Below are 21,951 nucleotides of genomic sequence, written 5' to 3'. Positions count from 1 at the left end.
AGCCTTGGTCCCGTGGACCAGCCAGAACGGGTCGGCAGCGTGCGCCTGCCCTACTCGACGCAGTACCCGGTCGAGTGGGAGGCGGACGTGGTGCTGCGCGACGGGTCCACCACGCACGTGCGCCCCATCCGCCCCGAGGACGCCGACGCGATCCAGCGCTTCCAGATGGCCCAGTCGGAGCGCTCCACGTACCTGAGGTTCTTCGCCGCGCTCCAGCGCATCCCCGACCGGATGCTCACCCAGCTCGTCACCGTCGACCACGTGCGCAGGACGGCGCTGGTCGCCGTGCGGCCGGGGGCGGCGGACGGCGCCGACGGCGCCGACGGCGCCGACCCGACAGAGGACGTCGTCGGGGTCGCGCGCTACGACGTCACCGACGACCAGCCGGGGCGCCGCACCGCGGAGGTCGCGTTCAACATCGCCGACGCCCTCCAGGGCCAGGGCCTCGGGTCGGTCCTGCTGGAGCACATCGCCGCCGCTGCACGCGAACGGGGCGTGCACCGCTTCATCGCGGAGGTGCTGCCGCAGAACCGCGCGATGCTCGGCGTGTTCAGGGAGGCCGGCTACGCCGTCGAGCAGCACCTGGACGACGGCGTCGTCACCGTCTCCGTCGACCTCGACCCCACCGACCGGTCCCGCGAGGTCATGGCCGACCGTGAGCACCGCACCGAGGCGCGGTCCATGCAGGGCCTGCTCTCGGCCCGCCGGGTGCTCCTGGTCGGTCCGGCGCAGGGCGGCACCGTCGACGAGCTGCTCGCCGCGCGCGTCCGCGACGCGCACGCCGCCGACCCCGGCGACACCGAGCTGATGGTGCTGGGCGACGACGTGACCTGGGCGGACCTCGGCTCGGGCGGGTCGAGCGCGTCGGGAGAGGGCGGAGCCGCCGAGGTCGACCTCGCGGTCGTCGCAGCGCCTCCTGACGAGGTGCTCGACGCGGTCCGGCGCCTCCGCGGCACCGGCGCGCGGGGCGTCGTCGTGCTGTCGGCGGGCTGGGCCGAGGCAGGGCCCGACGGCGTCGCCCGCCGCCGCGAGCTGCTGCGCACCGCGCACACCGAGGGCATGCGGGTGGTGGGCCCTGCCAGCTACGGCCTGCTCACGAACGTCCCGGGTGCGAGCCTGCGCGCGAGCCTCGCCCGCACGTCCCCGAAGCCCGGCCGCGTCGGCCTGTTCAGCCAGAGCGCGCCGGTCGCCGTCACGGCGGCCGAGACCGTCAAGCGTCGCGGCCTCGGGCTGTCCACGCTGGTCTCCGCGGGACACCGTGCGGACGTGTCGGGCAACGACGTCATGCAGTACTGGCAGGACGACCCGCACACCGACGTCGTGTGCCTGTACCTCGAGACGCTCGGCAACCCCCGCAAGTTCTCGCGGATCGCGCGACGCCTCGCCCTGGTGAAACCGGTGATCGTGGTCGTGGCGGGCCGCCACGGGAGCGTCGTGCCGCCAGGGCACACGGTGCGTGCCACGCGTGCGCCGCGGCGGATGCTCGACGAGGTGCTGCGGCAGTCCGGCGTGATCCGCGCGGAGAACACGCACCAGCTCATGGACGTCGCGCAGGTCCTTGCGCACCAGCCGCTCCCGGCAGGCGGCAGGGTCGGGATCCTCGCGAGCTCGCCGTCGCTGGCGGCGCTCGTGGCCGACGCCGTCGTGGCGGCCGGCCTGACCGTCGTCGGGCCGCTGGAGCCGCTGTCCGCCGGCGCGCCGGACGACGAGATCTCCGCCGCCGTCGACGCCCTCTACGCCCCCGGCGCGTGCGACGCCGTCGTCGTCGTCTCGGTGCCCGTTGTGCTGCCGCGGACCGACGCGCTGGCCCGCGCAGTGGCCGACGCCGCCGCACGGAGCGGCCGGACCACCGTCGTCAGCGCGCTGGGCCTGCACGGCATGCCCGACGAGCTCGCGTCCGGCGACGTCCGCGTCCCGGCGTTCTCCACGCCGGAGGACGCGGTCTGGGCCCTCGGTGAGGTCGTGCGGTACGCGCAGTGGCGCACGCAGGACCACGGCGCACCGGTCCGTCCGGCGCTCCGGGAGGGGGTGTCCGACGGCGCCGCGCGCGCCCAGGCGCGGACGCTCGTCGAGGATCTGCTCCGCTGCGCCGAGTGGCCGGACGACGGCATGGTCCTGGACCAGGACGCGGCCGCCGAGCTGCTGGCCTGCTACGGCCTGACCCTGTGGCGCGCAAGGAGCGTGCGCACGGCGGACGACGCCGTCGCCGCCGCCGAGCAGCTGGGCTGGCCGGTGGCGCTCAAGATCGCCGCACCCGCGCTGCGCCACCGGGCCGACCTCGGCGGCGTGCGCCTCGACATCGCCGACGCGGAGGACCTCAGGGAGGACGCCGAGCGGATGCTCGCGGCGGCGTCGTCCCTGCTGCCGGCGCCCGACCCGGTGCTGGAGGTGCAGGCCATGGCGCCCACCGGCGTCGCGTGCGTGGTGCGGTCGGTCGAGGACGAGCTGTTCGGTCCGGTGGTGTCGTTCGGGCTGGCCGGCGACGCCGTCGACCTGCTCGACGACGTGACGCACGGCGTGCCGCCCCTGACCGACGTCGACGTGGCGCGCATGGTGCGCGGCGTCCGGGCGGCCCCGCGCCTGTTCGGCTACCAGGGCGCACCCGCCGCCGACGTCGCAGCGCTCGAGGACGTGCTGGCGCGGGTCTCGGTCATGGCGGAGGACCTGCCGGAGCTGGCGTCGCTCGAGCTGTACCCGGTCGCGGTGGCGGAACGCGGCGCGGCCGTGCTGCACGCGACGATCCGGCTGCGGCCGGCCGAACGCCGGACGGATGCCCTGCGAAGGGCGCTCCCGGGCTAACGGCGAAGGCCCCTCTCATGGGATGATGCCAACCGTGCCCCATGCCCCTACCGATGCCCGTGACGACCTGACCGCCCACCTGCACCGGGCCGGCTACTACCCGGAGCTGGTCGCGGACGTGCTCGACGTCGCGCTGGCCGACGAGGAGGTCGTGGCCCACCTCGTGCAGGCGGAGACCACGTTCGACTCGGAGGTGCGCCGCCACCTCACGGTCCTGGTGCTGACGCCGACCCGCCTGGTCACCGCCCACGTGGACGACCACTCCGGCGAGGACCCGGCCCGACCGGGCTCCGCATCGGCCACGACCGAGGTGGTGCCGGTCCGCGAGATCCGTTCCGTGGCGCTCACGCACGTGATCGCGGACCCGGAGCAGTACCCGCGGCGCGCCGCGACGCGAGAGGTCACCCTGGCGATCGGCTGGGGCGCGGTGTCCCGCGTCGACCTGGAGCCCGCAACGTGCGTGGACCCGAACTGCACCGCGGACCACGGCCTGACCGGCCAGGTCACGCCCGACGACGTGGTGGTACGGGTCTCCAGCGAGGCAGAGGGAGACGCAGCGGTCCGCGCGGCGGTCAGCTTCGCCGGCGCACTGTCCCGGGCCACGTCTGCGTGACGGCGCCGAACCTGCCCGACGGCCTGGTCGCGCCGTCCTACGACACCACGAGCCTCGCCGCGGTACTGCCGGCCGTCGCCGGCGCGCTCGGGCACGACCTCACCACCGCCACGGGCCTCGCCGCTGCGGGGTGCCGCACGGCGCTCGGCCTGCCCGACGCCGACCGGGTGGTGGTCGTGCTCGTGGACGGGCTCGGCATCCGCAACCTCGCGGAGCGCGGCGGGCACGCCCCGTTCCTGCGCGGCCTCCTGCGTGAGCGGGACGAGGCCGCCGCGACCCTCACCTCGAGCTTTCCCTCCACCACGGCCGCAGGCCTGAGCACCTTCGGCACCGGCACCGCTCCCGGCCGTACCGGCATGCTCGGCTACACCCAGCGCAACCCGGAAACGGGCCGGCTGGCGTCCCTCGTGCAGTGGCGGGAGCTCGGCGATCCGGCCGACCTGCAGCGCGAACCCACCGTGTTCGAGAAGCTCGCCGCGGTGGGCACGCGCGTCACGGCGCCCGGCCCGGGCAAGTTCGCCGGGTCCGGCATGACCCAGGCGGCGCTGCGCGGCCCTGCCTACGTCGCAGCGGAGACCTTCGAGCAGCGCGTGGACGCCACCGTCACGGCGCTGCGGCAGCCCGGGGACGCGCAGCGTCTGGTCTACCTGTACCAGGGCGACGTCGACAAGACGGGCCACGGGCACGGCTGGGACTCGTGGCAGTGGGGCGACGCGCTGGAGTCCACCGACCGCGAGCTGCGCAGGCTGCTGCGGAGCGTCCCGCGCGGCACTCTTGTGGTGATCACCGCCGACCACGGCCAGATCAAGGCCGACCTGGCGACCCAGTGGGACGTGGCCTCCGACCCGGCGCTGAAGGCCGGCGTCGCGATGGTCGGGGGCGAGCCCCGTGCCCTGCACGTCTACGCCGACCCGGCCACCGACCCGGCCGACGTCGCACGCCGGTGGGCCGAGCGGCTGGGCGAGCACGCCGTCGTCCTGCTGCGGGACGACGCGGTGGCGGGCGGCTGGTTCGGGCCGGTCGTCCAGCACGTGCTCCCAGCGGTCGGGGACGTGGTGGTCGCGATGACCGGCGCCGCGACCGTCGTCGACTCGCGCGTGCACTCCGCGAACGCGCGCGCCCTGCCCGGCGTGCACGGCTCGCTGACCCCGCACGAGATGCTCGTACCCCTGCTGACCGCCGTCGCATGAGCCGCCAAGACGTAAGGTAGCTCCGTGGCCGAGCTCGTCTTCTTCTCCGGGACCATGGACTCCGGAAAGTCCACCCTCGCCCTCCAGACCGACCACAACTACCGCGCCCGCGGGCGCGAGGGGCTGATCTTCAGCCGCGGTGACCGGGCGGGTCAGGCCAGGGTCTCCAGCAGGCTGGGGCTCGACGTGGCCGCCCACGAGGTGACGGACGACACCGACTTCTGGGCCGAGATCAGCAGCAGGCGCTCCAGCGGCGAGGCCGTCGACTACCTCGTGTGCGACGAGGCGCAGTTCTACTCGCCCGAGCAGGTGGAGCAGCTCGCGCGGCTGGTGGACGAGATGGAGATCGACATCTTCGCGTTCGGCATCACCACCGACTTCCGCACCCGGCTGTTCCCCGGCTCGGCCCGGCTCATCGAGCTCGCCGACCGCATCGACGTGCTCCAGGTGCAGTCGCTGTGCTGGTGCGGTGCGCGCGCCACGCTCAACGCGCGCACCGTCGACGGCATCATGGTCACCGAGGGGGAACAGGTGGTGATCGGCGACGTCGGCCGTGGCGAGGTCGCCTACGAGGTGCTGTGTCGCAGGCACCACATGCGCCGGATGACCGCACTCACCGCGCGCCGCCGCTCAGCCGACGAGTCGCTCTGGGGCTAGCCCGGCTAGACCTCCGGGCGCGAGCCGAACACGATCTCGTCCCAGCTCGGCACCTGCGCGCGTGACTTACGGCCGCGCTTCGCCGCCGGACGCTTGGGTGGCGCCGGGTCGGCCGGCGGCTTCTCCGGCACCTTGTCCGGCAGGGGTTCGGGCGCCTGCTCCTGCTCGGCCTGCGGCGCCGACCTGGTGTCCTGCCCCTCACCGGTGTCCGGCTGCTGCTCGCCGCCCGGCCCGGAGGCGGCGCCAGGGGCGGCGATCTCCCACTGGCTCGGCGCCTCCCACTCGAGGCCGGCGGGGGAGTCGGGCACCTGGACCGACGGCATCTTCGGGCGGGACGCGCCGCGCCGCGCACCGATGTCGACGACGGCGGCGGAGGGCTCCGGCTCCGGCTCGTGCTCAGGCGGCGCGTCAGGGCCGTCCAGGTCGAGCTCCATCATGTCGGGCAGGTCGGTGTCAGGGGTCTGGCGCCGCGCGGGGCGCTGTCCGCGCCGCTCCGACAGGTTGTCGAGCAGGAGGTCGGTGTCGTCCTGCTCCGGCGGGGCCGGCCGCGACGACGGGTGCTGGTTGCTGCGGTGCGGCGGCAGGGACGACACCCCGGCGAGGGCCGGACCGTCGTCGTCCTCCGGGAGGCCGAGCCAGCGCGCCTCGTCGTCGAGCGGCGTGACGAAGCCGCCGCGCGGCTCCAGGGACCAGCGGGCCACCCTCGGCCGCTCGGCGGCCTCGAACTCGACCTGCACCAGCCACGGGTGGGTGCCCTCGCGGGTGGCGCTCCACCGGGCGTCGGCGGGCCGCACACCGCGCGAGCGCAGGCGCTCGTCGGCGACCTCGCCGAGCGTGGTGGCGCCGTCGTCGTCCGTCAGGACGGCCTTGGCCCGGACCCGCGCGATCGAGTGCTCCCGCTCGGAGATCACCGGGTACTCGAAGCGCCGGACATGGTCGATCGGCAGACCCGACGCCTCGGCGAGGGCCTCACAGGTCTCGCCGGCGCGCAGGCGCGCCTGGATCTCGCGGGGGCGGAGCGTCGACTCCTCCTGGGCGCGGATCGACTCCATGCGGGGTCGGTCACCCCTGATGGCGGCACGCAGGGCATCGGTGATGGGCAGGGTGCTCTGGGCGCCGTCGCGCGCAGCAAGGACGAGTCGTTCACCGTCCTCGTGCAGCCGTACCAGCTCCAGCTCGTCCATGCCAGTCCTCCCGGGGTAGTCCTGTGGCCCGAGCCTGCCACCGCTGGGCGGCCGCGCGGCGCAGGCTCGTCGGTGTGCCGCCGGATAGTCGCCCGCCGAAGGGTGCGGCAGGATGGGTGCGTGATCTCACCCGCACTGCCCGAGCTGCCCGACGGCGTCACCGTCACCGCCCTCCGCGACCTCGCCGTCCGCCTCGCGACAGCCGCGGGTGCCCTGGTCCGTGAGGGTAGACCGGATCGCGTGGTGGTGGCGGCCACCAAGTCGAGCGCCGTCGATCCGGTCACGGTCATGGACCGCGCCTCGGAGGAGCTGCTGCGCGAGATGATCGCCGCGGAGCGCCCCGACGACGCGATCCTCGGCGAGGAGGGCGACGACGTCGCGGGCACCAGCGGCCTCACCTGGGTGCTCGACCCGATCGACGGCACGGTGAACTACCTGTACGGGGTCGCCTCGTGGGCCGTGTCCGTCGCGGTGGTGGCCGGTACGCCGGAACCCGCGACGTGGACGGTCCTGGCCGGGTGCGTGCACAGCGTGGCCGACGGCCGTACGTGGTCGGCAGGGCTCGGCGAGGGGGCCACGCGGGACGGCGCCCCCGTGCGCGTGGGGAGCGCAGGGTCCCTCGGCGCCTCGCTGGTGGGGACCGGCTTCGGGTACGACGCCGGGCGCCGCGCCGACCAGGCAAGGGTGCTGGCAGAGGTGTTGCCGAAGATCCGGGACATCCGGCGGCTCGGTTCGGCCGCGATCGACCTGTGCCTGCTCGCGGACGGTTCGATCGACCTGTACTACGAACGTGGGCTCAACCCGTGGGACATGGCGGCGGGAGCCGTGGTGGCCACCGAGTCGGGTGCCGTGGTGACCGGCCTGCGCGGTGGTCCTGCCGGCAACGCCATGACGGTCGCGGGACCGGCCGATCTGGTCGCGCAGCTCGCCGAGATCCTCGAGGCGGCGGACGCGGACGGAGCCGGATCCGCCGAGATCCGGTGATTATTTTTCTGACACGACTGTGGGAGAGCCGTCACTGCCGAAGGTGACCTGAACCCAGTCGACACCCTGTCAATGCAGGTCAGAGCGTACGTGACGGGGGTTACACCGGTAGATGTAGCGCGCCGATGCGAAATGGTGCACAATCCGTGGGCCGACTCGGGAACAAATCCGGGGCCGTGTGCATTATCTGCGCGTACACCCGCAACGGACGCCGTTTGACGGCGCGTGCGGTGACCCGGCCGGGGCGGCGTCGAATCCCCGGATGTCCCGAAACCTTCCGGCGCGACCACCTACCGACGGAGAACACCACATGGCAACTGACTACGACGCCCCACGCAAGACCGATGAGGATGTCGAGCAGGATTCGATCCAGGAGCTGCAGGCACGTCGATCTGACAAGTCCTCGGGCGTTGTGGACGAGGACGAGACCGAGGCGGCCGAGGGCTTCGAGCTCCCGGGTGCCGACCTGTCCGGCGAGGAGCTCGCGGTTCGTGTGCTGCCGCGACAGGCGGACGAGTTCACGTGTTCCAGCTGCTTCCTCGTGCACCACCGCAGCCAGCTGGCCTACGAGAAGTCCGGCCAGATGATCTGCACGGAGTGCGCCGCCTGATCCACCAGGCGTTTCGGCACTGACGACACGACCGGGCTGTCATGCATCGCGTGGCAGCCTTCGTCGTGTCCGGGGACGGGTCTCCCTCAGCTCTGCTTGTATCGCCTGAACCTGCGGTTCCGCTCCGGCTCAGTCGAGCAGCGCCTGCACCAGCAGCTGCGGGCGACGGGTGGAGATCAGCCAGTAGGGGGTGGGGTCGGCCGGGTCGTCGAGCGCGACCCGCACCCCGGTCCTCGCCCATGCGCGGAGGCAGACGTAGGCGCGCGCGTCGAGGCCAGGACCCAGCTCGTACCGCATCGCTGCGACGTCGAGGTCCTGCGCGGGGCCGAGCAGCGTGACCGGCACCCGGGCGCGCCCGGCGCGCAGGACGCCGTCGGACACCTCGACGACGGGGGAGGTCACGGCCAGGGCGACCGCCGACCCGACGCAGACCAGCAGCCCGGCCACGATCGCCGCGGGCACGTGCAGCGGCCACACCGCGATCGCCGCGATGGCGCCCAGACCGACCGTGCCGAGCCAGCCACCGGGACCGGGGAGAAGACGCTCGTGGAAGGTGAGGGTGGTCGCCGTCATGAGGACATCATTCCAGGCCCGCGCATGCGTCCGAGCACTCTTGCGGCGTCGCGCGCCGAGGTGGCGTACTCTTCCGGCGTGCCCACCCCTGCGCCAGGCGACGACGGCAGCACGGTCGACGTGCTCATCCGCCTTCTCGACGACGTCCCCGTCCCCTCCTACGCGCATCCCGGCGATGCCGGTGCCGACCTGGTGACCACGGTCGACGTCGAGATCCCGCCGCAGGGACGGGTGGTGGTGCCGACGGGGGTGTCCATCGCCCTGCCGGACGGCTACGCGGCGTTCGTGCACCCGCGGTCCGGGCTCGCGGCCAAGCACGGTGTCACCATCGTGAACGCTCCAGGGACGGTCGACGCGGGCTACCGCGGCGAGATCAAGGTCACGCTGCTCAACACCGACGCCGCCGAGGCAGTGAAGCTGGTCCGCGGCGACCGGGTGGCGCAGCTCGTGATCCAGCAGGTCGAGCGGGCACGGTTCCTGCCCGCCGAGACCCTGCCGGGCTCGCACCGGGGCGACGGAGGCTTCGGTTCCAGCGGCGGTTTCGCCGGGCGCTGAACGCCCGGTACCGAGCTGTTCCGACCGTCCCGGATCTGCCCCGGACGGGTCTAGTCTGTAAGTAACGAGTGGATAACGCTGTCGTGCGCGCCAATCGCGGGCGCACGCAGGACGACGAACGACGTAAGGAGCGTGGCTGTGGGTCTGTTCAGCCGACGAGGCACGGCGAATGAGCCCGCACCGGTCGAGTGGGCGTCGGTGGAGGCCGAGCAGCAGAAGCGGCCGCACGGACCCTTCGACCGGTCGCAGGTGGGGGAGATGGGTCCCCGCGTCGATCTCGGTGCGATCTGGCTGCCGGTGATGCCGGGCCTCGAGCTCCGCATGGAGATCGACAAGAAGACGCAGAAGGTGACGGGGGTGACGGCCGCGCTGGAGGGGTCGAACCTCCAGATCCAGGCCTTCGCCGCGCCGCGCACCGAGGGCATCTGGGACGAGATCCGGCACGAGATCGCGCAGTCGGTGGGCGGACAGGGCGGGATCGTCGACGACGTGCCCGGCGTGTTCGGTCGCGAGCTGCTCGTCCGGATGCCGGTGAAGGGCCCGGACGGGCAGGCCGGCCAGCGGCCGGCACGGTTCATCGGGGTGGACGGCCCGCGCTGGTTCATCCGTGGTGTCCTCGCGGGCAAGGCCGCGCTGGACGCGGAGGCGGCCAAGGCGCTCGAGTCCGTGTTCGCGAACATCGTGGTGGTGCGCGACCAGAGCCCGCGCCCGCCGCGCGACCTGCTGCCCCTGGCGCTGCCGAAGTCGGCGCGCAAGGATGGTGCACAGCCGGCAGCAGCAGTCGCCGGACCGGAGGGCGCCGTACCGCAGATGGCCGACATCGACCCGCTGCGCCGCGGCCCCGAGATCACATCGATCGGCTGACGAGGTGAACCACTGATGTCGCTGCGCTCCCGCATAGCGGAGTCGCTGGCCTCCAACGAACAGGTGCGGGACACGGAGGAGCGCGCCGACGCCTCCCGGAACGTCGGCTGTGCGGCGGTCACGTCCCTGCCGGTCCGCAGCCGCGGCAAGGTGGCCGGCGTGCTGCGCTCGGTGGTGCTGCGCCCTCGCGAGGGCGTGCCCACCGTGGAGGCGGAGCTGTTCGACGGTTCCGGCGCGCTGGACCTCGTGTGGCTCGGACGGCGGACCATCGACGGCATCGAGCCGGGGCGGCGTATCCGCGTCGAGGGCATGGTGTGCGACGTCGACGGGCGCCGCACCATGTTCAACCCGCGCTACGAGCTCCGGCCGCGTCCGGGCGAGTGACGTACCGCGCGACCGGGTGGATGAGCACCCGTGCGAGCACGGCACAATGAACCCATGAGCGAACCCGCACGTCCCGACGTTCCGCCGCAGCCCGCAGAAGCCCCCGCGCGCGGTGTGCGTGCCCTCGCCGGCGAGGAGTTCTCCGCAGCCCAGGCCATCGGTGGTGTCCGCGGCCTGGTGGAGGCGGTGCTGCCCGGCCTGGTGTTCGTGGTCGCGTTCGTGATCTTCACGGACCTGACGATCCCGCTCATCGCCTCAGTGGTCGCGGCGCTGGTGCTCGTGGTGGCGCGCCTGGTGCAGCGCACGCCCGTCACGCAGGCCCTCGGTGGCCTGCTGGGCATCGCCGTCGGCGTGCTCTGGGCGTGGACGTCGGGCGAGGCGGAGAACTACTACGCGGGCGGCCTGCTCGTCAACGCCGGCTACCTGCTGGTGCTGCTCGTCTCCATCGTCGTGCGCAGGCCGGTCGTCGGCTACGTCGTGGAGGCGCTGCGCGCCGGCCTGACGCCGGACGCCGTCAAGGCCGAGGCGAACCGGGCCGCCGAGCGTGCAGGGGAGAGCGACGGCATGTCGGCGAAGGACGAGCCGTCGCCGTTCGCCGCCCTGACCGCGTGGCGGGACGACCCGGCCAAGATGCGGACCTATGGACAAGCCACCTGGCTCTGGGTGGGCCTGTTCGCCCTGCGCCTCGCGGTGAAGACCCCGTTGTACTTCGCCGGCGACATCGCGTGGCTCGGCACGTTCCACCTGCTGCTCGGTGTGCCGCTGTGGGCGCTCGTGCTGTACCTGACCTGGTACGTGGTGCGCCGGCCGAAGACGGCGGCCGCCGCATAGCCCTGCCGGCCTAGCCCTTCGGCACCAGCAGCTCCTGCAGGGCGTCGGTGTCGGCGTCCGCTCCGGCGACCAGGAGCAGCTCGTCGCCGGCCTCCAGGGTGTCGTCGGGGCTGGGCACCAGCGGCCGGCCGTCGCGCACGATCGTCGCGAGGGTGACGTCCGACGGCCAGACCACCCGGCCCAGGCGCGTCCCGGCGACGCGGGAGTCGGCGGGCAGCGTGAGCTCGAGCAGGTCGGCGTGCGACTGGCGGAAGCTGAAGATGCGCACCAGGTCGCCCACCGCGACGGCCTCCTCGACCATCGCCGTCATGATGCGCGGCGTCGAGACCGCCACGTCCACGCCCCACGACTGGTCGAACATCCACTCGTTCTTCGGGTTGTTCACGCGCGCGACGGTGCGGGGCACCCCGAACTCCGTCTTGCCCAGCAACGAGAACACGAGGTTCACCTTGTCGTCGCCCGTGGCACCCACCACGACGTCGGCCTGCTCCATCTCGGAGGCCTCGAGCGCCGGGAGCTCGCACGCGTCGGCGAGCACCCACTCGGCCTCGGGGACCTGCGAGACCCGCATGGCCGAGGCGTTCTTGTCGATCAGGGTGACCTCGTGGTCGTGGCTCAGCAGCTCGCGGGCGATCGAGCGGCCGACGGAGCCCGCCCCGGCGATGACGACGCGCATCAGTCCTCCTCGGTGGTCGGGGCCGCGGTGAGGATCCGCTCGACGTCGGCCGAGGCGTCCGCCGTCATGAGCATGTGCAGCTCGTCGTTCTCCTGGAGCACGATGTCGGACGTGGGCAGCACCGCGGAGGTATACCGGGTCAGGAACGCGACGCGCGCGCCGGTGGCGGCCTCGATGGTGAGCACGGGCCGGCCCACCCACCGTCGGTGGTAGTCGATCTGCGCCAGCCGTACGGTGCCGGACGGGTCGCGGTACTCGTCGGTGGCGCCGAGCGGCAGCATGCGGCGCAGCACCTGGTCGGCGGTCCAGCGCACGGTGGCGACCGTGGGGATGCCCAGGCGCTGGTAGATCTCCGCGCGGTGCGGGTCGTAGATGCGGGCCACGACGTTGTCCACGCCGTAGGTCTCGCGCACCACACGGGCCGACAGGATGTTCGAGTTGTCGCCGTCGGACACGGCAGCGAACGCGTACGCGTCCTCGATCCCCGCCTGGACGAGCGTGTCGCGGTCAAAACCCACGCCGGTCACCTTCTTGCCCGAGAAGTCCGCGGGCAGGCGGCGGAACGCGTCGGGGTTCTGGTCGATGACGGCCACGGAGTGTCCGCGGCCCTCGATCTCCTGAGCGAGGCTGGAGCCCACGCGGCCGCAGCCCATGATCACGAAGTGCACGAACGGAACGCTACCCCCATGCGGGCGGGTGCGGAGCGCGCCCGGTCATGCGCGTCGCGCGCGCCGGTGCGCTGCCGACCATCCGCGGGCATAGAGTCTTCCAACGTGTCGGACATCGTCGATGCGGCCAAGCGACTACTCGTCGGCCGTCCCAAACGTAGCGAGAACCTGGGCCGCACGTTGCTGCCCAAACGGATCGCCCTGCCCGTGTTCGCCTCGGACGCCCTGTCGTCCGTCGCCTACGCGCCCGACGAGATCCTCCTGACCCTCTCCCTGGCCGGAGTCGCCGCCCTGGCCTTCTCGCCGTGGGTCGGCCTGGTCGTGGTCGCGGTGCTGCTCATCGTGGTGGCGTCGTACCGGCAGAACGTGCGGGCCTACCCGTCCGGCGGCGGCGACTACGAGGTCGTCACCACCAACCTGGGCCGGACGGCGGGCATCGGCGTTGCGTCCGCGCTGCTCGTCGACTACGTGCTCACCGTGGCGGTGTCGATCTCGGCGGCGGCGCACTACGCGTCGGCGGCGGTCCCGGGGATCCGCGGGCACGAGGTGACCGTGGCGGTCGTGGCGATCGCTGTGCTCAGCCTGGTCAACCTGCGCGGCGTGCGGGAGTCGGGCCGGGCCTTCGCGATCCCGACGTACTGCTACATGGCGATCATCGGTGCGCTGGTCGTCACGGGCGCGGTCCGCTACTTCGCGGGCGACCTGCCCCAGGCCGACAGCTCGGGGTTCGAGCTCACGGGCGAGGTCGCGTTCGACCAAGGGCTGGTCGGCATCGGCGGCGCGTTCCTCCTGGCCCGCGCGTTCGCGTCCGGCTGCGCGGCCCTGACCGGTGTCGAGGCGATCAGCAACGGCGTGCCGTCGTTCCGCAAGCCCAAGTCGCGCAACGCGGCGACCACCCTGCTGCTGCTCGGCGTCATCTCGTCGACGATGATCATCTCGATCCTGCTGCTGGCGCAGGCCACCGGCGTCCGGTTCGCCGAGGACCCGCACTCCCAGCTCACGGTCGACGGCGAGCCGGTCTCCGAGGAGTACGTGCAGATCCCCGTCATCGGGCAGCTCGCCGAGTCCGTCTTCTCCGGATTCCCGCCGGCCTTCTACGCGGTGTCCGCCGTCACGGGCCTGATCCTGGTGCTCGCCGCCAACACGGCGTTCAACGGGTTTCCCGTGCTGGGCTCGATCCTCGGCCGCGACGGCTACCTGCCCCGCCAGCTCCACACGCGCGGCGACCGCCTGGCGTTCTCGAACGGCATCGTGACCCTCGCCGTCGCGGCGATCATCCTGATCGTCGCCTTCGATGCCTCGACGACGCGGCTGATCCAGCTCTACATCGTCGGCGTGTTCGTGTCGTTCACGCTGTCCCAGCTCGGCATGCTCCGGCACTGGACCCGGGAGCTGCGCACGGAGCCGAACCCGGCGGTGCGCGGCCGCATGAAGCGCTCGCGCGTGGTCAACGGCATCGGCTTCGGGCTCACCGGCACCGTCCTGATCATCGTGCTGGTGACCAAGTTCACCCATGGTGCGTGGATCACGTTCCTGGCGATGGGAGTCCTGTTCGTCCTCATGCGGGCCATCCGCAAGCACTACGACCGGGTCCGTGACGAGCTCGCGCTCGACGACGTCTCGGCCGCCCGTGCGCTGCCGAGCCGGGTGCACGCCGTCGTGCTGGTCTCCAAGGTGCACAAGCCGACCATGCGGGCGGTGGCGTACGCGCGCGCCGCGCGGCCCAACGTGATCGAGGCCGTCACCGTCGGCGTGGACCGGGAGGACATCGACGGGCTCGTTGCCGAGTGGGAGGCCCTTGATCTGCCCGTTCCCCTGCGTATCCTCGACTCGCCGTACCGGGAGATCACCCGCCCCGTGCTCAAGTACGTGCGCTCCGTGCGCCGTGAGTCGCCGCGCGACCTCGTGATCGTCTACATCCCCGAGTACGTCGTCGGACACTGGTGGGAGCAGCTGCTGCACAACCAGTCGGCGTTGCGCCTCAAGGGCAGCCTCCTGTTCACGCCGGGGGTCGTCGTGGCGTCCGTGCCGTGGCAGCTCGCCTCCTCGCGCGGTCAGACGGGTCTCGAGGACGACACCTTCCTGCGCGGCAGGCGGCTGTAGGCGGGGGATACTGGGTGCATGCCCCGCAACCCCGACCGTCGCTCCGCGCCCGCCGACCCCTCCTCGGGCGCACGCCCGCGCCGTCGTCCGCAGCGCTCCCCGCGACCGGGCCGAGGCCGCAGCGTGAGCGACGTCCCCGCCCCCGAGGTGGGTCTCGAGGTCGAGCTGGAGATCGGCCCCGTCGCGCACGGCGGGCACTGCGTCGCCCGTCTCGACGGCCGGGTCGTCTTCGTGCGGCACACGCTGCCGGGCGAACGGGTCCGCGCCCGCGTCACCGAGGGTGGGCCGAGCTTCTGGCGAGCCGACGCCGTCGAGGTGCTGCAGGCATCGCCGGACCGGGTGGAGCCCGCCTGGCCCGCTGCGGGGCCTGACGGCGTGGGCGGCGGCGAGCTCTCGCACGTCGCCCTGCCGGCCCAGCGCCGCTGGAAGACCGACGTGCTCGTCGAGCAGCTGCAGCGCCTGGCCCGGATCGATCCGGAGTGGCTGGCCCGCGAGGTCACCGTCGAGGGTGCGCCGGGCGACGACGAGCGCCGCGGTCTGCACTACCGCACCCGGATCGACCTGGTGGCCGACGCGAACGGGCACGCGGGGATGCGCAAGCACCGCTCGCACGACGTCGTCGCGCTGAAGAAGATGCCGCTCGGCACGGCGGAGGTCGCGGCGTTCGCGGTGGCGGAGGACGTGTTCACGCGCACCTGGACGCCGGGCGCGCAGCTCACGCTGGTGTCGCCGTCCGACGGCGAGCCGGTGCTGCTGGTCGACGGCGAGCCGTGGCGCCGCGGGAAGCCCGACACCCGGCCCAACGCCCGCCGCTCCGTGAGCGAGTTCGTGGCGGGGCCGTGGGGTACGCATCGCTACCGCGTGGCCGCGGGCGGGTTCTGGCAGGTGCACCGCGAGGCGCCGTCCGTGCTGACGGGTGCCGTGCTGGAGGCGGCAGGCGCGACGTCGGGCGAGCTGGCCGGGGCCACCGTCCTCGACCTGTACTCGGGCGCCGGGCTGTTCACGCTGCCGCTCGCCGACGCCGTCGGGCCGGAGGGGCGGGTGATCGCCGTCGAGGGCGACGAGCAGGCGTCCAAGGACGCCCGCCGCAACGCGCACGCGGCCGGGCAGGTGACGCTCGAGGTGGGCACCGTGGAGCAGGTGCTGGCGGGTGCGCGGGGCGAGGAGAGCACCGTCCCGGACGCCGACGTGGTCGTGCTGGACCCGCCGCGGTCGGGCGCCGGGCGGGCCGTGGTCGACGCGATCGCCGCCAAGAACCCACGGCGCATCGTGTACGTGGCGTGCGACCCTGCTGCTCTCGCCCGGGACGTGGGCTACCTCGCCGCGCACGGCTATGCGCTCTCGCGGGTGCGGGCGTTCGACCTGTTCCCGCACACGCACCACCTCGAGGCGGTTGCCGTCCTTGACCGGAAGTCCTGACCTTCCGGGCGCACCGGACGGCCGGTCCGGCAGCGTGGACAAAACGCTCTCTTCGGGGCGCATAGGATGCGCCTCGTGAAGCGATGGCTGGTGGGTGGCGGGCTCGTGGTGGGCGTGACGGCGGCGTTCGTCCTGGCGGTGGCCGTTGGCATGCTCGTGGGCGCCGGTGGGCTCTCGGTCGGCGGCGGGATGACGACGGTCGCCGGTTCCGCGCCCACGCACACCCCCGCGCCTGCCCCCGCCCCGACGCCGCCCGGCCCTGCGCCGACCCCGACGTCCGCTCCTGCGCCGTCCGGGACGCCGGCCGTGGTGGGCGTCGATGCGGAGCCGCCCGTCGCGCTGTTCGTCGGCGACTCGTACACGGTGGGCCAGCGTGCGTCGTCCCCGGCGAAGCGGTGGAGCACCCTGGTCGCGCGTGAGCTGGGCTGGGTCGAGCGCAACGTCGCGGACGGCGGGACCGGGTTCGTGAGCAGGAACCCCGACAGGGGCCTGCTGTCGTACGAGGAGCAGCTGCGGTCCGTGCGCGAGCCCAGGCAGATCGACGTCGTGGTGATCGCCGGAGGGCAGAACGACTTCCCCGAGCTGCGCGAGACGCCCGCCGAGGTCTTCCGGGCGGTCGCCGACACGTACGAGCTGGCCGCACGACGCTTCCCGGACGCGCAGATCGTCGCCGTGGGTCCGTCCACGCCGTGGGAGATCGGGCTGGAGGCCCGCGCGCTGGACAGCGCCGTGCGTGCGGCGGCCGAGCGGCACGACGCGACGTACGTCTCGATGATCGACCCCGACGTGGTGCCCGACCGGCACGTCGACGCGGACGGCGTGCACGTCAACGACAAGGGTTACGGGGCCATCGCCCGCCGGGTGGTCGCGCAGATATCTTGACGTCAAGATATATGCGTTATGCTGGCCTGAGCAGCCCGGCTTAGGCTGGGTGAAGCCCCCTGGAACCCATGCGAAGGCTCCATTGCGCGATGACCGCGCCTGTGAGAGCCGACGCACCGTCAGCCCCGCAGAAGGAGCCACAGTGAGCACCGTGGACACGTTCGGATCGAAGGGAACGCTGGAGGTCTCCGGCAAGTCCTACGAGATCTTCCGGCTCAGCGCGGTCGAGGGAGCCGAGCGCCTCCCGTACTCCCTGAAGATCCTCGCCGAGAACCTCCTGCGCACGGAGGACGGCGCCAACATCACCGCCGACCACGTGCGCGCCGTCGCGTCCTGGGACCCCGACGCGCAGCCCGACACCGAGATCCAGTTCACGCCGGCGCGCGTGATCATGCAGGACTTCACCGGTGTGCCCTGCATCGTGGACCTCGCCACCATGCGTGAGGCGGTCGCCACGCTCGGCGGCGACGCCACGAAGATCAACCCGCTCGCCCCTGCCGAGATGGTCATCGACCACTCCGTGCAGATCGACGTCGCCGGCCGGGCCGACGCCTTCCAGCGCAACGTCGAGTTCGAGTACCAGCGCAACCACGAGCGCTACCAGTTCCTGCGCTGGGGCCAGACGGCGTTCAACGACTTCAAGGTCGTCCCGCCGGGCACCGGCATCGTGCACCAGGTCAACATCGAGTACCTGGCCCGCACGGTCATGACCCGCGAGGTGTCCGTCGACGGGGAGGCGCCTGTGCTGCGCGCGTACCCCGACACCTGCGTCGGCACCGACTCGCACACCACCATGGTCAACGGCCTGGGTGTGCTGGGCTGGGGCGTCGGCGGCATCGAGGCGGAGGCCGCGATGCTCGGCCAGCCGGTCTCGATGCTCATCCCGCGCGTCGTCGGCTTCAAGCTGAGCGGCTCCATCCCCGCCGCCGTGACGGCCACCGACGTCGTGCTCACGATCACGCAGATGCTGCGCCAGCACGGTGTGGTCGGCAAGTTCGTCGAGTTCTACGGCGAGGGCGTCGCCCAGGTGCCGCTCGCGAACCGCGCCACGATCGGCAACATGTCGCCGGAGTTCGGCTCCACCGCCGCGATCTTCCCGATCGACTCCGTCACCATCGACTACCTCCGCCTGACCGGCCGCTCCGACGAGCAGGTCGCGCTGGTCGAGGCGTACGCGAAGGAGCAGGGCCTCTGGCTCGACTCCGACACGCCGGAGCCGGTGTTCTCCGAGTACCTCGAGCTGGACCTGTCGACGGTCGTCCCGTCGATCGCCGGCCCGAAGCGCCCGCAGGACCGCATCGAGCTGACGAACGCGAAGAGCGCGTTCATGCGCGACCTGCCCACGTACGCGCCCGAGGTCATGGACCGGGTGGACGAGGCAGAGAAGGAGTCGTTCCCCGCGTCCGACTCGCCGGCCATCACGCCCAACGGTCGCAAGCACGTGCACGTCACGAACAGCGAGGGCAAGGAGTTCGAGCTGTTCCACGGCGCGGTCGCGATCGCCTCGATCACGTCCTGCACCAACACCTCGAACCCGTCGGTCATGATGGCCGCGGCGCTGCTCGCGAAGAACGCGGTGGAGAAGGGCCTGGTGTCGAAGCCGTGGGTCAAGACCTCCATGGCTCCCGGCTCGCAGGTCGTGACCAACTACTACGAGAAGGCCGGTCTCTGGCCCTACCTCGAGAAGCTGGGCTTCCACCTGGTGGGCTACGGCTGCGCCACCTGCATCGGTAACTCCGGCCCGCTCGACGAGAAGGTCTCCGAGGCGGTCAACGAGCACGACCTGTCCGTCGTGTCCGTGCTGTCCGGCAACCGCAACTTCGAGGGCCGGATCAACCCGGACGTCAAGATGAACTACCTGGCGTCCCCGCCGCTGGTCATCGCGTACGCCCTGGCCGGCACCATGGAGTTCGACTTCGAGCACGACCCGCTGGGTCGCGACGAGTCGGGCGCCCCGGTCTTCCTCCGCGACCTCTGGCCCACGCCGGAAGAGGTCGAGAAGACGATCGCCTCCTCGATCGACCGCAAGATGTTCGAGGCGGACTACGCCGACGTGTTCAAGGGCGACGAGCGCTGGGCCGCCCTGGAGACCCCCGAGGGCGACACGTTCGCCTGGGACCCCGAGTCCACGTACGTGCGCAAGCCTCCGTACTTCGACGGCATGGGCATGACGCCGGAGCCCGTCACCGACTTCCGCGGAGCCCGCGTGCTCGCCAAGCTCGGCGACTCGGTCACCACCGACCACATCAGCCCGGCCGGTTCCATCAAGCCGGACAGCCCTGCGGGCAAGTACCTCGCCGAGCACGGCGTGGGGCGTCGCGACTTCAACTCCTACGGCTCGCGCCGTGGTAACCACGAGGTCATGATCCGCGGCACGTTCGCGAACATCCGCCTGCGCAACCAGCTCCTCGCCTCGGAGAACAACGGTGCGGGCGTCGAGGGCGGCTTCACCTTCAACTTCGTGAAGGACGCGCAGGACACGATCTACGACGCCGCGCAGGACTACGCCGCTGCGGGCACCCCGCTCGTGGTGCTCGGCGGCAAGGAGTACGGCTCCGGCTCGTCGCGCGACTGGGCCGCCAAGGGCACTGCGCTCCTGGGCGTCAAGGCCGTCATCACCGAGAGCTTCGAGCGGATCCACCGCTCCAACCTCATCGGCATGGGCGTGCTGCCGCTGCAGTACCCGGCCGGCCAGAGCGCCGAGTCGCTGGGCCTCGACGGCACGGAGACCTTCGACGTCACCGGCGTCACCGCGCTCAACGAGGGCACGACGCCCGAGACGGTCAAGGTCACCGCGACCAAGGGCGACGGCTCGCAGGTCGAGTTCGACGCCGTGGTCCGTATCGACACCCCCGGTGAGGCGGACTACTACCGCAACGGCGGCATCCTGCAGTACGTGCTGCGTTCGCTGGTCGCCTGAGACTGACCGTTGCCGGCCGGACGCCCCGTCGCTCTTCGAGCGGCGGGGCGTCCGGCGTCTCGCGGCAGGGGGAGACGCGAAGTGGACCGCCTGCCGAGGCAGACGGTCCACTTCCCCTCAGGTCCTGCGTCGGTACCGACTACTTGCCGACGTCGGACTTCCTGGCGGCGTTGACCAGCGTCCTGCGGTCCTTCGCGTCGATCGTCCCGTCCGCCTCGAGCCGCTCGGCGATCTGGGTGACATGGCTGACGAAGGCCTTGTTGCTGACCCACAGGCCGTCCGCGTCCACGAGGTCGGCGATCGTGCACCCGTTACCGGTGTCCACGTTCGCCACCCCGCTGTCCACGCCGCCGATGATCACCGTCGGGCGCTCGTCGGACACCGGGCAGGCGTCGGTCGCGTCCCGCGAGACGGAGAACCGGAGGGTCCCCGTCCGGGTGACGTTCCCGGCGTTGTCGGTGGCCCGGTACTGCAGCGCGTGCGCCCCCGGGTCCGTGACGTCGAACGAGCCCGTGTACGCCCGGAAGATGAAGTCGTCGAGCGCGTACTCGATGAACGCGACCCCCGACTCGCCGTCCCGTGCGTTGATGGTCACCGTCGCCGAGTCGATGTAGGCGCCGTCGTCGTCCTGGTCACCGTCGACCTGCGCGGACGCGATCGGTGCCGTGGTGTCCGGCGGGTCACCGCCCCCGACGATGACCAGCTCCACCGTGCCCGGCTCCGAGACGTTGCCGTCGTTGTCGGTGGCCCGGTAGGACACCGTGTGCGAACCCGTGATGTCGACGACCACGGGGTCCGTGTAGGGCGTGTAGCCGGCGCCGTCGAGGTTGTACTCGACGGTCGCCACGCCCGATCCGGCGTCCTCGGCCAGGATCTGCACCGTGGCGGAACCGATGTAGGCACCGTCGGCGTCCTGCTCACCCGTGACCTGGGAGGTGACGGTCGGGGGAGTGGTGTCCTCGACCGGCGCCTCGACGACGGTGAACGTCGCCGAGCCGGGTTCGGAGACGTTCCCGGCGTTGTCGGTGGCCCGGTAGGTCACCGTGTGCTCACCTGGCGTGTCGACGACCACGGGGTCCGTGTAGGCCGCGTAGCCGGCGCCGTCCAGGTCGTACTCGACGCCCGCCACGCCCGATCCGGCATCCATCGCCGCGAGGTTCACGGTCGCTGACCCGACGTAGGCGCCGTTGTCGTCGAGGTCGCCGGTCACCTCGGCAGTGACGACGGGGGCCGTCGTGTCCTCCCCGTCGGCGGCCACCACCACGACCTGCACCGTCTCCGGTGCCGAGGTGTTGCCCGCCACGTCGGTCGCCCGGTGCTCCAGCGTGTACGTGCCGGGCGTGTCGAGGACGACGGGCTCGGTGTACGGGACGTACTCGCCGCCGTCGAGCGCGTACTCGATGCTCTCGACGCCGGAGCTGTCGTCCTCGGCGCTGAGGTTCACGGTGGCCGAGCCGATGTAGGCGCCGTCCGCGTCCTGCTGGCCGGTGACCTGTGCCGTGCTGACCGGGGCAGTGGTGTCGTCGCCCCCGCCGGCCTCGGTGACCACGAGCTCGCCGGCCATCGTGCCGTGGCCGGGGATCGCGCAGAAGTACCGGTACGTGCCAGGGGTCAGGACGACCTCTGCCTCGTACTGTCCGCCGTTGTTGTCGAACGGGTTGGCCAGGATGTCCAGGTCGACGTCGTGGTTGTACCCCGGCGTGCTGGTGTCGAACGTCAGGGTGTGCGACATGCCGATGTTGTTGCCGGTGGCCGCGCTGTTCTCGAAGACCACCGTGGTGGCCCCTGCGGTCGCCGTCGCGGGCGCCGAGGCGTACTCCGTGACGCTGGCGTCAGCGGTCCAGGTCAGTACCTGTTCCGCCGCTGCCTGCTCTGTCGCGGGGGCCTCGGCCGACCCGGCCGCCTGGGTGGCGGACGGGCTGGACGGTGCGTCGCCGCGGTACTCCACCGCGGCGGCCCCCGCCGGGGCCAGCGGCAGTGCCACGAGGGCACTGACCGCTGCCCCGGCGAGAAGCCGGGAGAGTTTCTGTCGGAACATG

General features: G+C 72.3%; 19 protein-coding genes. 14 read left to right on the top strand and 5 right to left on the bottom strand.

Annotated features, from left to right (window positions below):
- The first annotated feature begins 12 nt into the window (after nt 1-12).
- From ACFS27_RS00790 to ACFS27_RS00775, 4 genes are read left to right on the top strand one after another with little or no spacing between them, the layout of a single operon-like run.
- A complete protein-coding gene (locus ACFS27_RS00790; RefSeq protein WP_377179358.1) occupies nt 13-2,799 on the top strand; it encodes a bifunctional acetate--CoA ligase family protein/GNAT family N-acetyltransferase in 2,787 nt (928 codons plus the stop codon).
- 34 nt (nt 2,800-2,833) lie between these two features.
- Nucleotides 2,834-3,412, top strand: coding sequence for a DUF5998 family protein (locus ACFS27_RS00785; RefSeq protein WP_377179356.1), 579 nt, complete (start codon nt 2,834-2,836; stop codon nt 3,410-3,412).
- Nucleotides 3,409-4,602, top strand: coding sequence for an alkaline phosphatase family protein (locus tag ACFS27_RS00780; RefSeq protein ID WP_377179354.1), 1,194 nt, complete (start codon nt 3,409-3,411; stop codon nt 4,600-4,602). The genes ACFS27_RS00785 and ACFS27_RS00780 overlap by 4 nt, the downstream gene beginning before the upstream one ends.
- A gap of 24 nt (nt 4,603-4,626) precedes the next feature.
- On the top strand, nt 4,627-5,259 hold the full coding sequence (locus tag ACFS27_RS00775) for a thymidine kinase (protein ID WP_377179352.1): 633 nt from the start codon (nt 4,627-4,629) through the stop codon (nt 5,257-5,259).
- Between the two features lie 5 nt (nt 5,260-5,264).
- Here ACFS27_RS00775 and sepH read toward each other — a convergent pair whose 3' ends face one another.
- Complete coding sequence (gene sepH, locus ACFS27_RS00770; protein WP_377179350.1) at nt 5,265-6,443, bottom strand: septation protein SepH; 1,179 nt, start codon at nt 6,441-6,443, stop codon at nt 5,265-5,267.
- A 120-nt stretch (nt 6,444-6,563) separates the two neighbouring features.
- Here sepH and ACFS27_RS00765 point away from each other — a divergent pair, with 120 nt between their 5' ends.
- Nucleotides 6,564-7,427, top strand: a complete 864-nt coding sequence (locus ACFS27_RS00765) for an inositol monophosphatase family protein (RefSeq protein ID WP_377179348.1) — start codon at nt 6,564-6,566, stop codon at nt 7,425-7,427.
- A 310-nt stretch (nt 7,428-7,737) separates the two neighbouring features.
- Nucleotides 7,738-8,037, top strand: coding sequence for a DUF4193 domain-containing protein (locus ACFS27_RS00760; protein WP_253871289.1), 300 nt, complete (start codon nt 7,738-7,740; stop codon nt 8,035-8,037).
- Nucleotides 8,038-8,166: 129 nt separating this feature from the next.
- Here ACFS27_RS00760 and ACFS27_RS00755 read toward each other — a convergent pair whose 3' ends face one another.
- Nucleotides 8,167-8,610, bottom strand: a complete 444-nt coding sequence (locus ACFS27_RS00755) for a DUF3093 domain-containing protein (RefSeq protein ID WP_377179346.1) — start codon at nt 8,608-8,610, stop codon at nt 8,167-8,169.
- Between the two features lie 24 nt (nt 8,611-8,634).
- Here ACFS27_RS00755 and dut point away from each other — a divergent pair, with 24 nt between their 5' ends.
- The 4 genes from dut (at nt 8,635) to ACFS27_RS00735 (ending at nt 11,244) form a co-directional block, all read left to right on the top strand.
- Nucleotides 8,635-9,165 carry a dUTP diphosphatase gene (gene dut / locus ACFS27_RS00750; RefSeq protein WP_377179344.1) on the top strand — a complete coding sequence of 177 codons (531 nt, stop codon included), beginning with the start codon at nt 8,635-8,637 and terminating at the stop codon, nt 9,163-9,165.
- A 138-nt stretch (nt 9,166-9,303) separates the two neighbouring features.
- Nucleotides 9,304-10,029 carry a DUF3710 domain-containing protein gene (locus tag ACFS27_RS00745; RefSeq protein WP_377179342.1) on the top strand — a complete coding sequence of 242 codons (726 nt, stop codon included), beginning with the start codon at nt 9,304-9,306 and terminating at the stop codon, nt 10,027-10,029.
- A 15-nt stretch (nt 10,030-10,044) separates the two neighbouring features.
- Complete coding sequence (locus ACFS27_RS00740) at nt 10,045-10,413, top strand: OB-fold nucleic acid binding domain-containing protein (protein ID WP_377179340.1); 369 nt, start codon at nt 10,045-10,047, stop codon at nt 10,411-10,413.
- A 54-nt stretch (nt 10,414-10,467) separates the two neighbouring features.
- Nucleotides 10,468-11,244 (top strand): DUF3159 domain-containing protein, encoded by a 777-nt coding sequence (locus tag ACFS27_RS00735; protein WP_377179338.1) that lies wholly within the window; start codon nt 10,468-10,470, stop codon nt 11,242-11,244.
- Nucleotides 11,245-11,254: 10 nt separating this feature from the next.
- On the opposite strand, the gene ACFS27_RS00730 is transcribed toward ACFS27_RS00735, so the two are convergent.
- Together ACFS27_RS00730 and ACFS27_RS00725 are read right to left on the bottom strand one after the other, a co-directional pair.
- Nucleotides 11,255-11,920, bottom strand: coding sequence for a potassium channel family protein (locus ACFS27_RS00730; RefSeq protein ID WP_377179336.1), 666 nt, complete (start codon nt 11,918-11,920; stop codon nt 11,255-11,257).
- Nucleotides 11,920-12,573 carry a potassium channel family protein gene (locus ACFS27_RS00725; RefSeq protein ID WP_377183558.1) on the bottom strand — a complete coding sequence of 218 codons (654 nt, stop codon included), beginning with the start codon at nt 12,571-12,573 and terminating at the stop codon, nt 11,920-11,922. Before ACFS27_RS00725 ends, ACFS27_RS00730 begins: the two co-directional genes overlap by 1 nt.
- Before the next feature lie 120 nt (nt 12,574-12,693).
- Between ACFS27_RS00725 and ACFS27_RS00720 the strand changes: the two genes are divergently transcribed.
- From ACFS27_RS00720 to acnA, 4 genes are all read left to right on the top strand, one after another.
- Entirely contained in the window at nt 12,694-14,691 is a 1,998-nt protein-coding gene (locus ACFS27_RS00720) for an APC family permease (protein WP_377179334.1), read from the top strand.
- Nucleotides 14,692-14,709: 18 nt separating this feature from the next.
- Complete coding sequence (locus ACFS27_RS00715; protein WP_377179332.1) at nt 14,710-16,110, top strand: class I SAM-dependent RNA methyltransferase; 1,401 nt, start codon at nt 14,710-14,712, stop codon at nt 16,108-16,110.
- 75 nt (nt 16,111-16,185) lie between these two features.
- On the top strand, nt 16,186-16,992 hold the full coding sequence (locus ACFS27_RS00710) for an SGNH/GDSL hydrolase family protein (protein ID WP_377179330.1): 807 nt from the start codon (nt 16,186-16,188) through the stop codon (nt 16,990-16,992).
- Nucleotides 16,993-17,134: 142 nt separating this feature from the next.
- Nucleotides 17,135-19,912 (top strand): aconitate hydratase AcnA, encoded by a 2,778-nt coding sequence (gene acnA / locus ACFS27_RS00705; protein ID WP_377179328.1) that lies wholly within the window; start codon nt 17,135-17,137, stop codon nt 19,910-19,912.
- A gap of 139 nt (nt 19,913-20,051) precedes the next feature.
- Here the strand turns inward: acnA and ACFS27_RS00700 are convergent, their stop codons facing one another.
- Nucleotides 20,052-21,950 (bottom strand): OmpL47-type beta-barrel domain-containing protein, encoded by a 1,899-nt coding sequence (locus tag ACFS27_RS00700; RefSeq protein WP_377179326.1) that lies wholly within the window; start codon nt 21,948-21,950, stop codon nt 20,052-20,054.
- Between the last annotated feature and the right edge of the window lies 1 nt (nt 21,951).

It is taken from the genome of Promicromonospora vindobonensis (assembly GCF_042685865.1).
Lineage (GTDB): Bacteria > Actinomycetota > Actinomycetes > Actinomycetales > Cellulomonadaceae > Promicromonospora > Promicromonospora vindobonensis.
The sequence above is the reverse complement of the archived record's forward strand: the minus strand, read 5'-3'. Positions and strand labels throughout refer to the sequence as shown.

Excerpts from the sequence above, each read along its gene's own strand:
- ACFS27_RS00725 (WP_377183558.1), bottom strand. The coding sequence starts at position 12,573 with ATGGGCTGCGGCCGCGTGGGCTCCAGCCTCGCTCAGGAGATCGAGGGC.
- ACFS27_RS00700 (WP_377179326.1), bottom strand. The coding sequence starts at position 21,950 with ATGTTCCGACAGAAACTCTCCCGGCTTCTCGCCGGGGCAGCGGTCAGT.
- dut (WP_377179344.1), top strand. The coding sequence starts at position 8,635 with ATGCGTCCGAGCACTCTTGCGGCGTCGCGCGCCGAGGTGGCGTACTCT.
- ACFS27_RS00730 (WP_377179336.1), bottom strand. The coding sequence starts at position 11,920 with ATGCGCGTCGTCATCGCCGGGGCGGGCTCCGTCGGCCGCTCGATCGCC.
- ACFS27_RS00740 (WP_377179340.1), top strand. The coding sequence starts at position 10,045 with ATGTCGCTGCGCTCCCGCATAGCGGAGTCGCTGGCCTCCAACGAACAG.
- ACFS27_RS00735 (WP_377179338.1), top strand. The coding sequence starts at position 10,468 with ATGAGCGAACCCGCACGTCCCGACGTTCCGCCGCAGCCCGCAGAAGCC.
- ACFS27_RS00755 (WP_377179346.1), bottom strand. The coding sequence starts at position 8,610 with ATGACGGCGACCACCCTCACCTTCCACGAGCGTCTTCTCCCCGGTCCC.
- ACFS27_RS00760 (WP_253871289.1), top strand. The coding sequence starts at position 7,738 with ATGGCAACTGACTACGACGCCCCACGCAAGACCGATGAGGATGTCGAG.
- sepH (WP_377179350.1), bottom strand. The coding sequence starts at position 6,443 with ATGGACGAGCTGGAGCTGGTACGGCTGCACGAGGACGGTGAACGACTC.
- ACFS27_RS00715 (WP_377179332.1), top strand. The coding sequence starts at position 14,710 with ATGCCCCGCAACCCCGACCGTCGCTCCGCGCCCGCCGACCCCTCCTCG.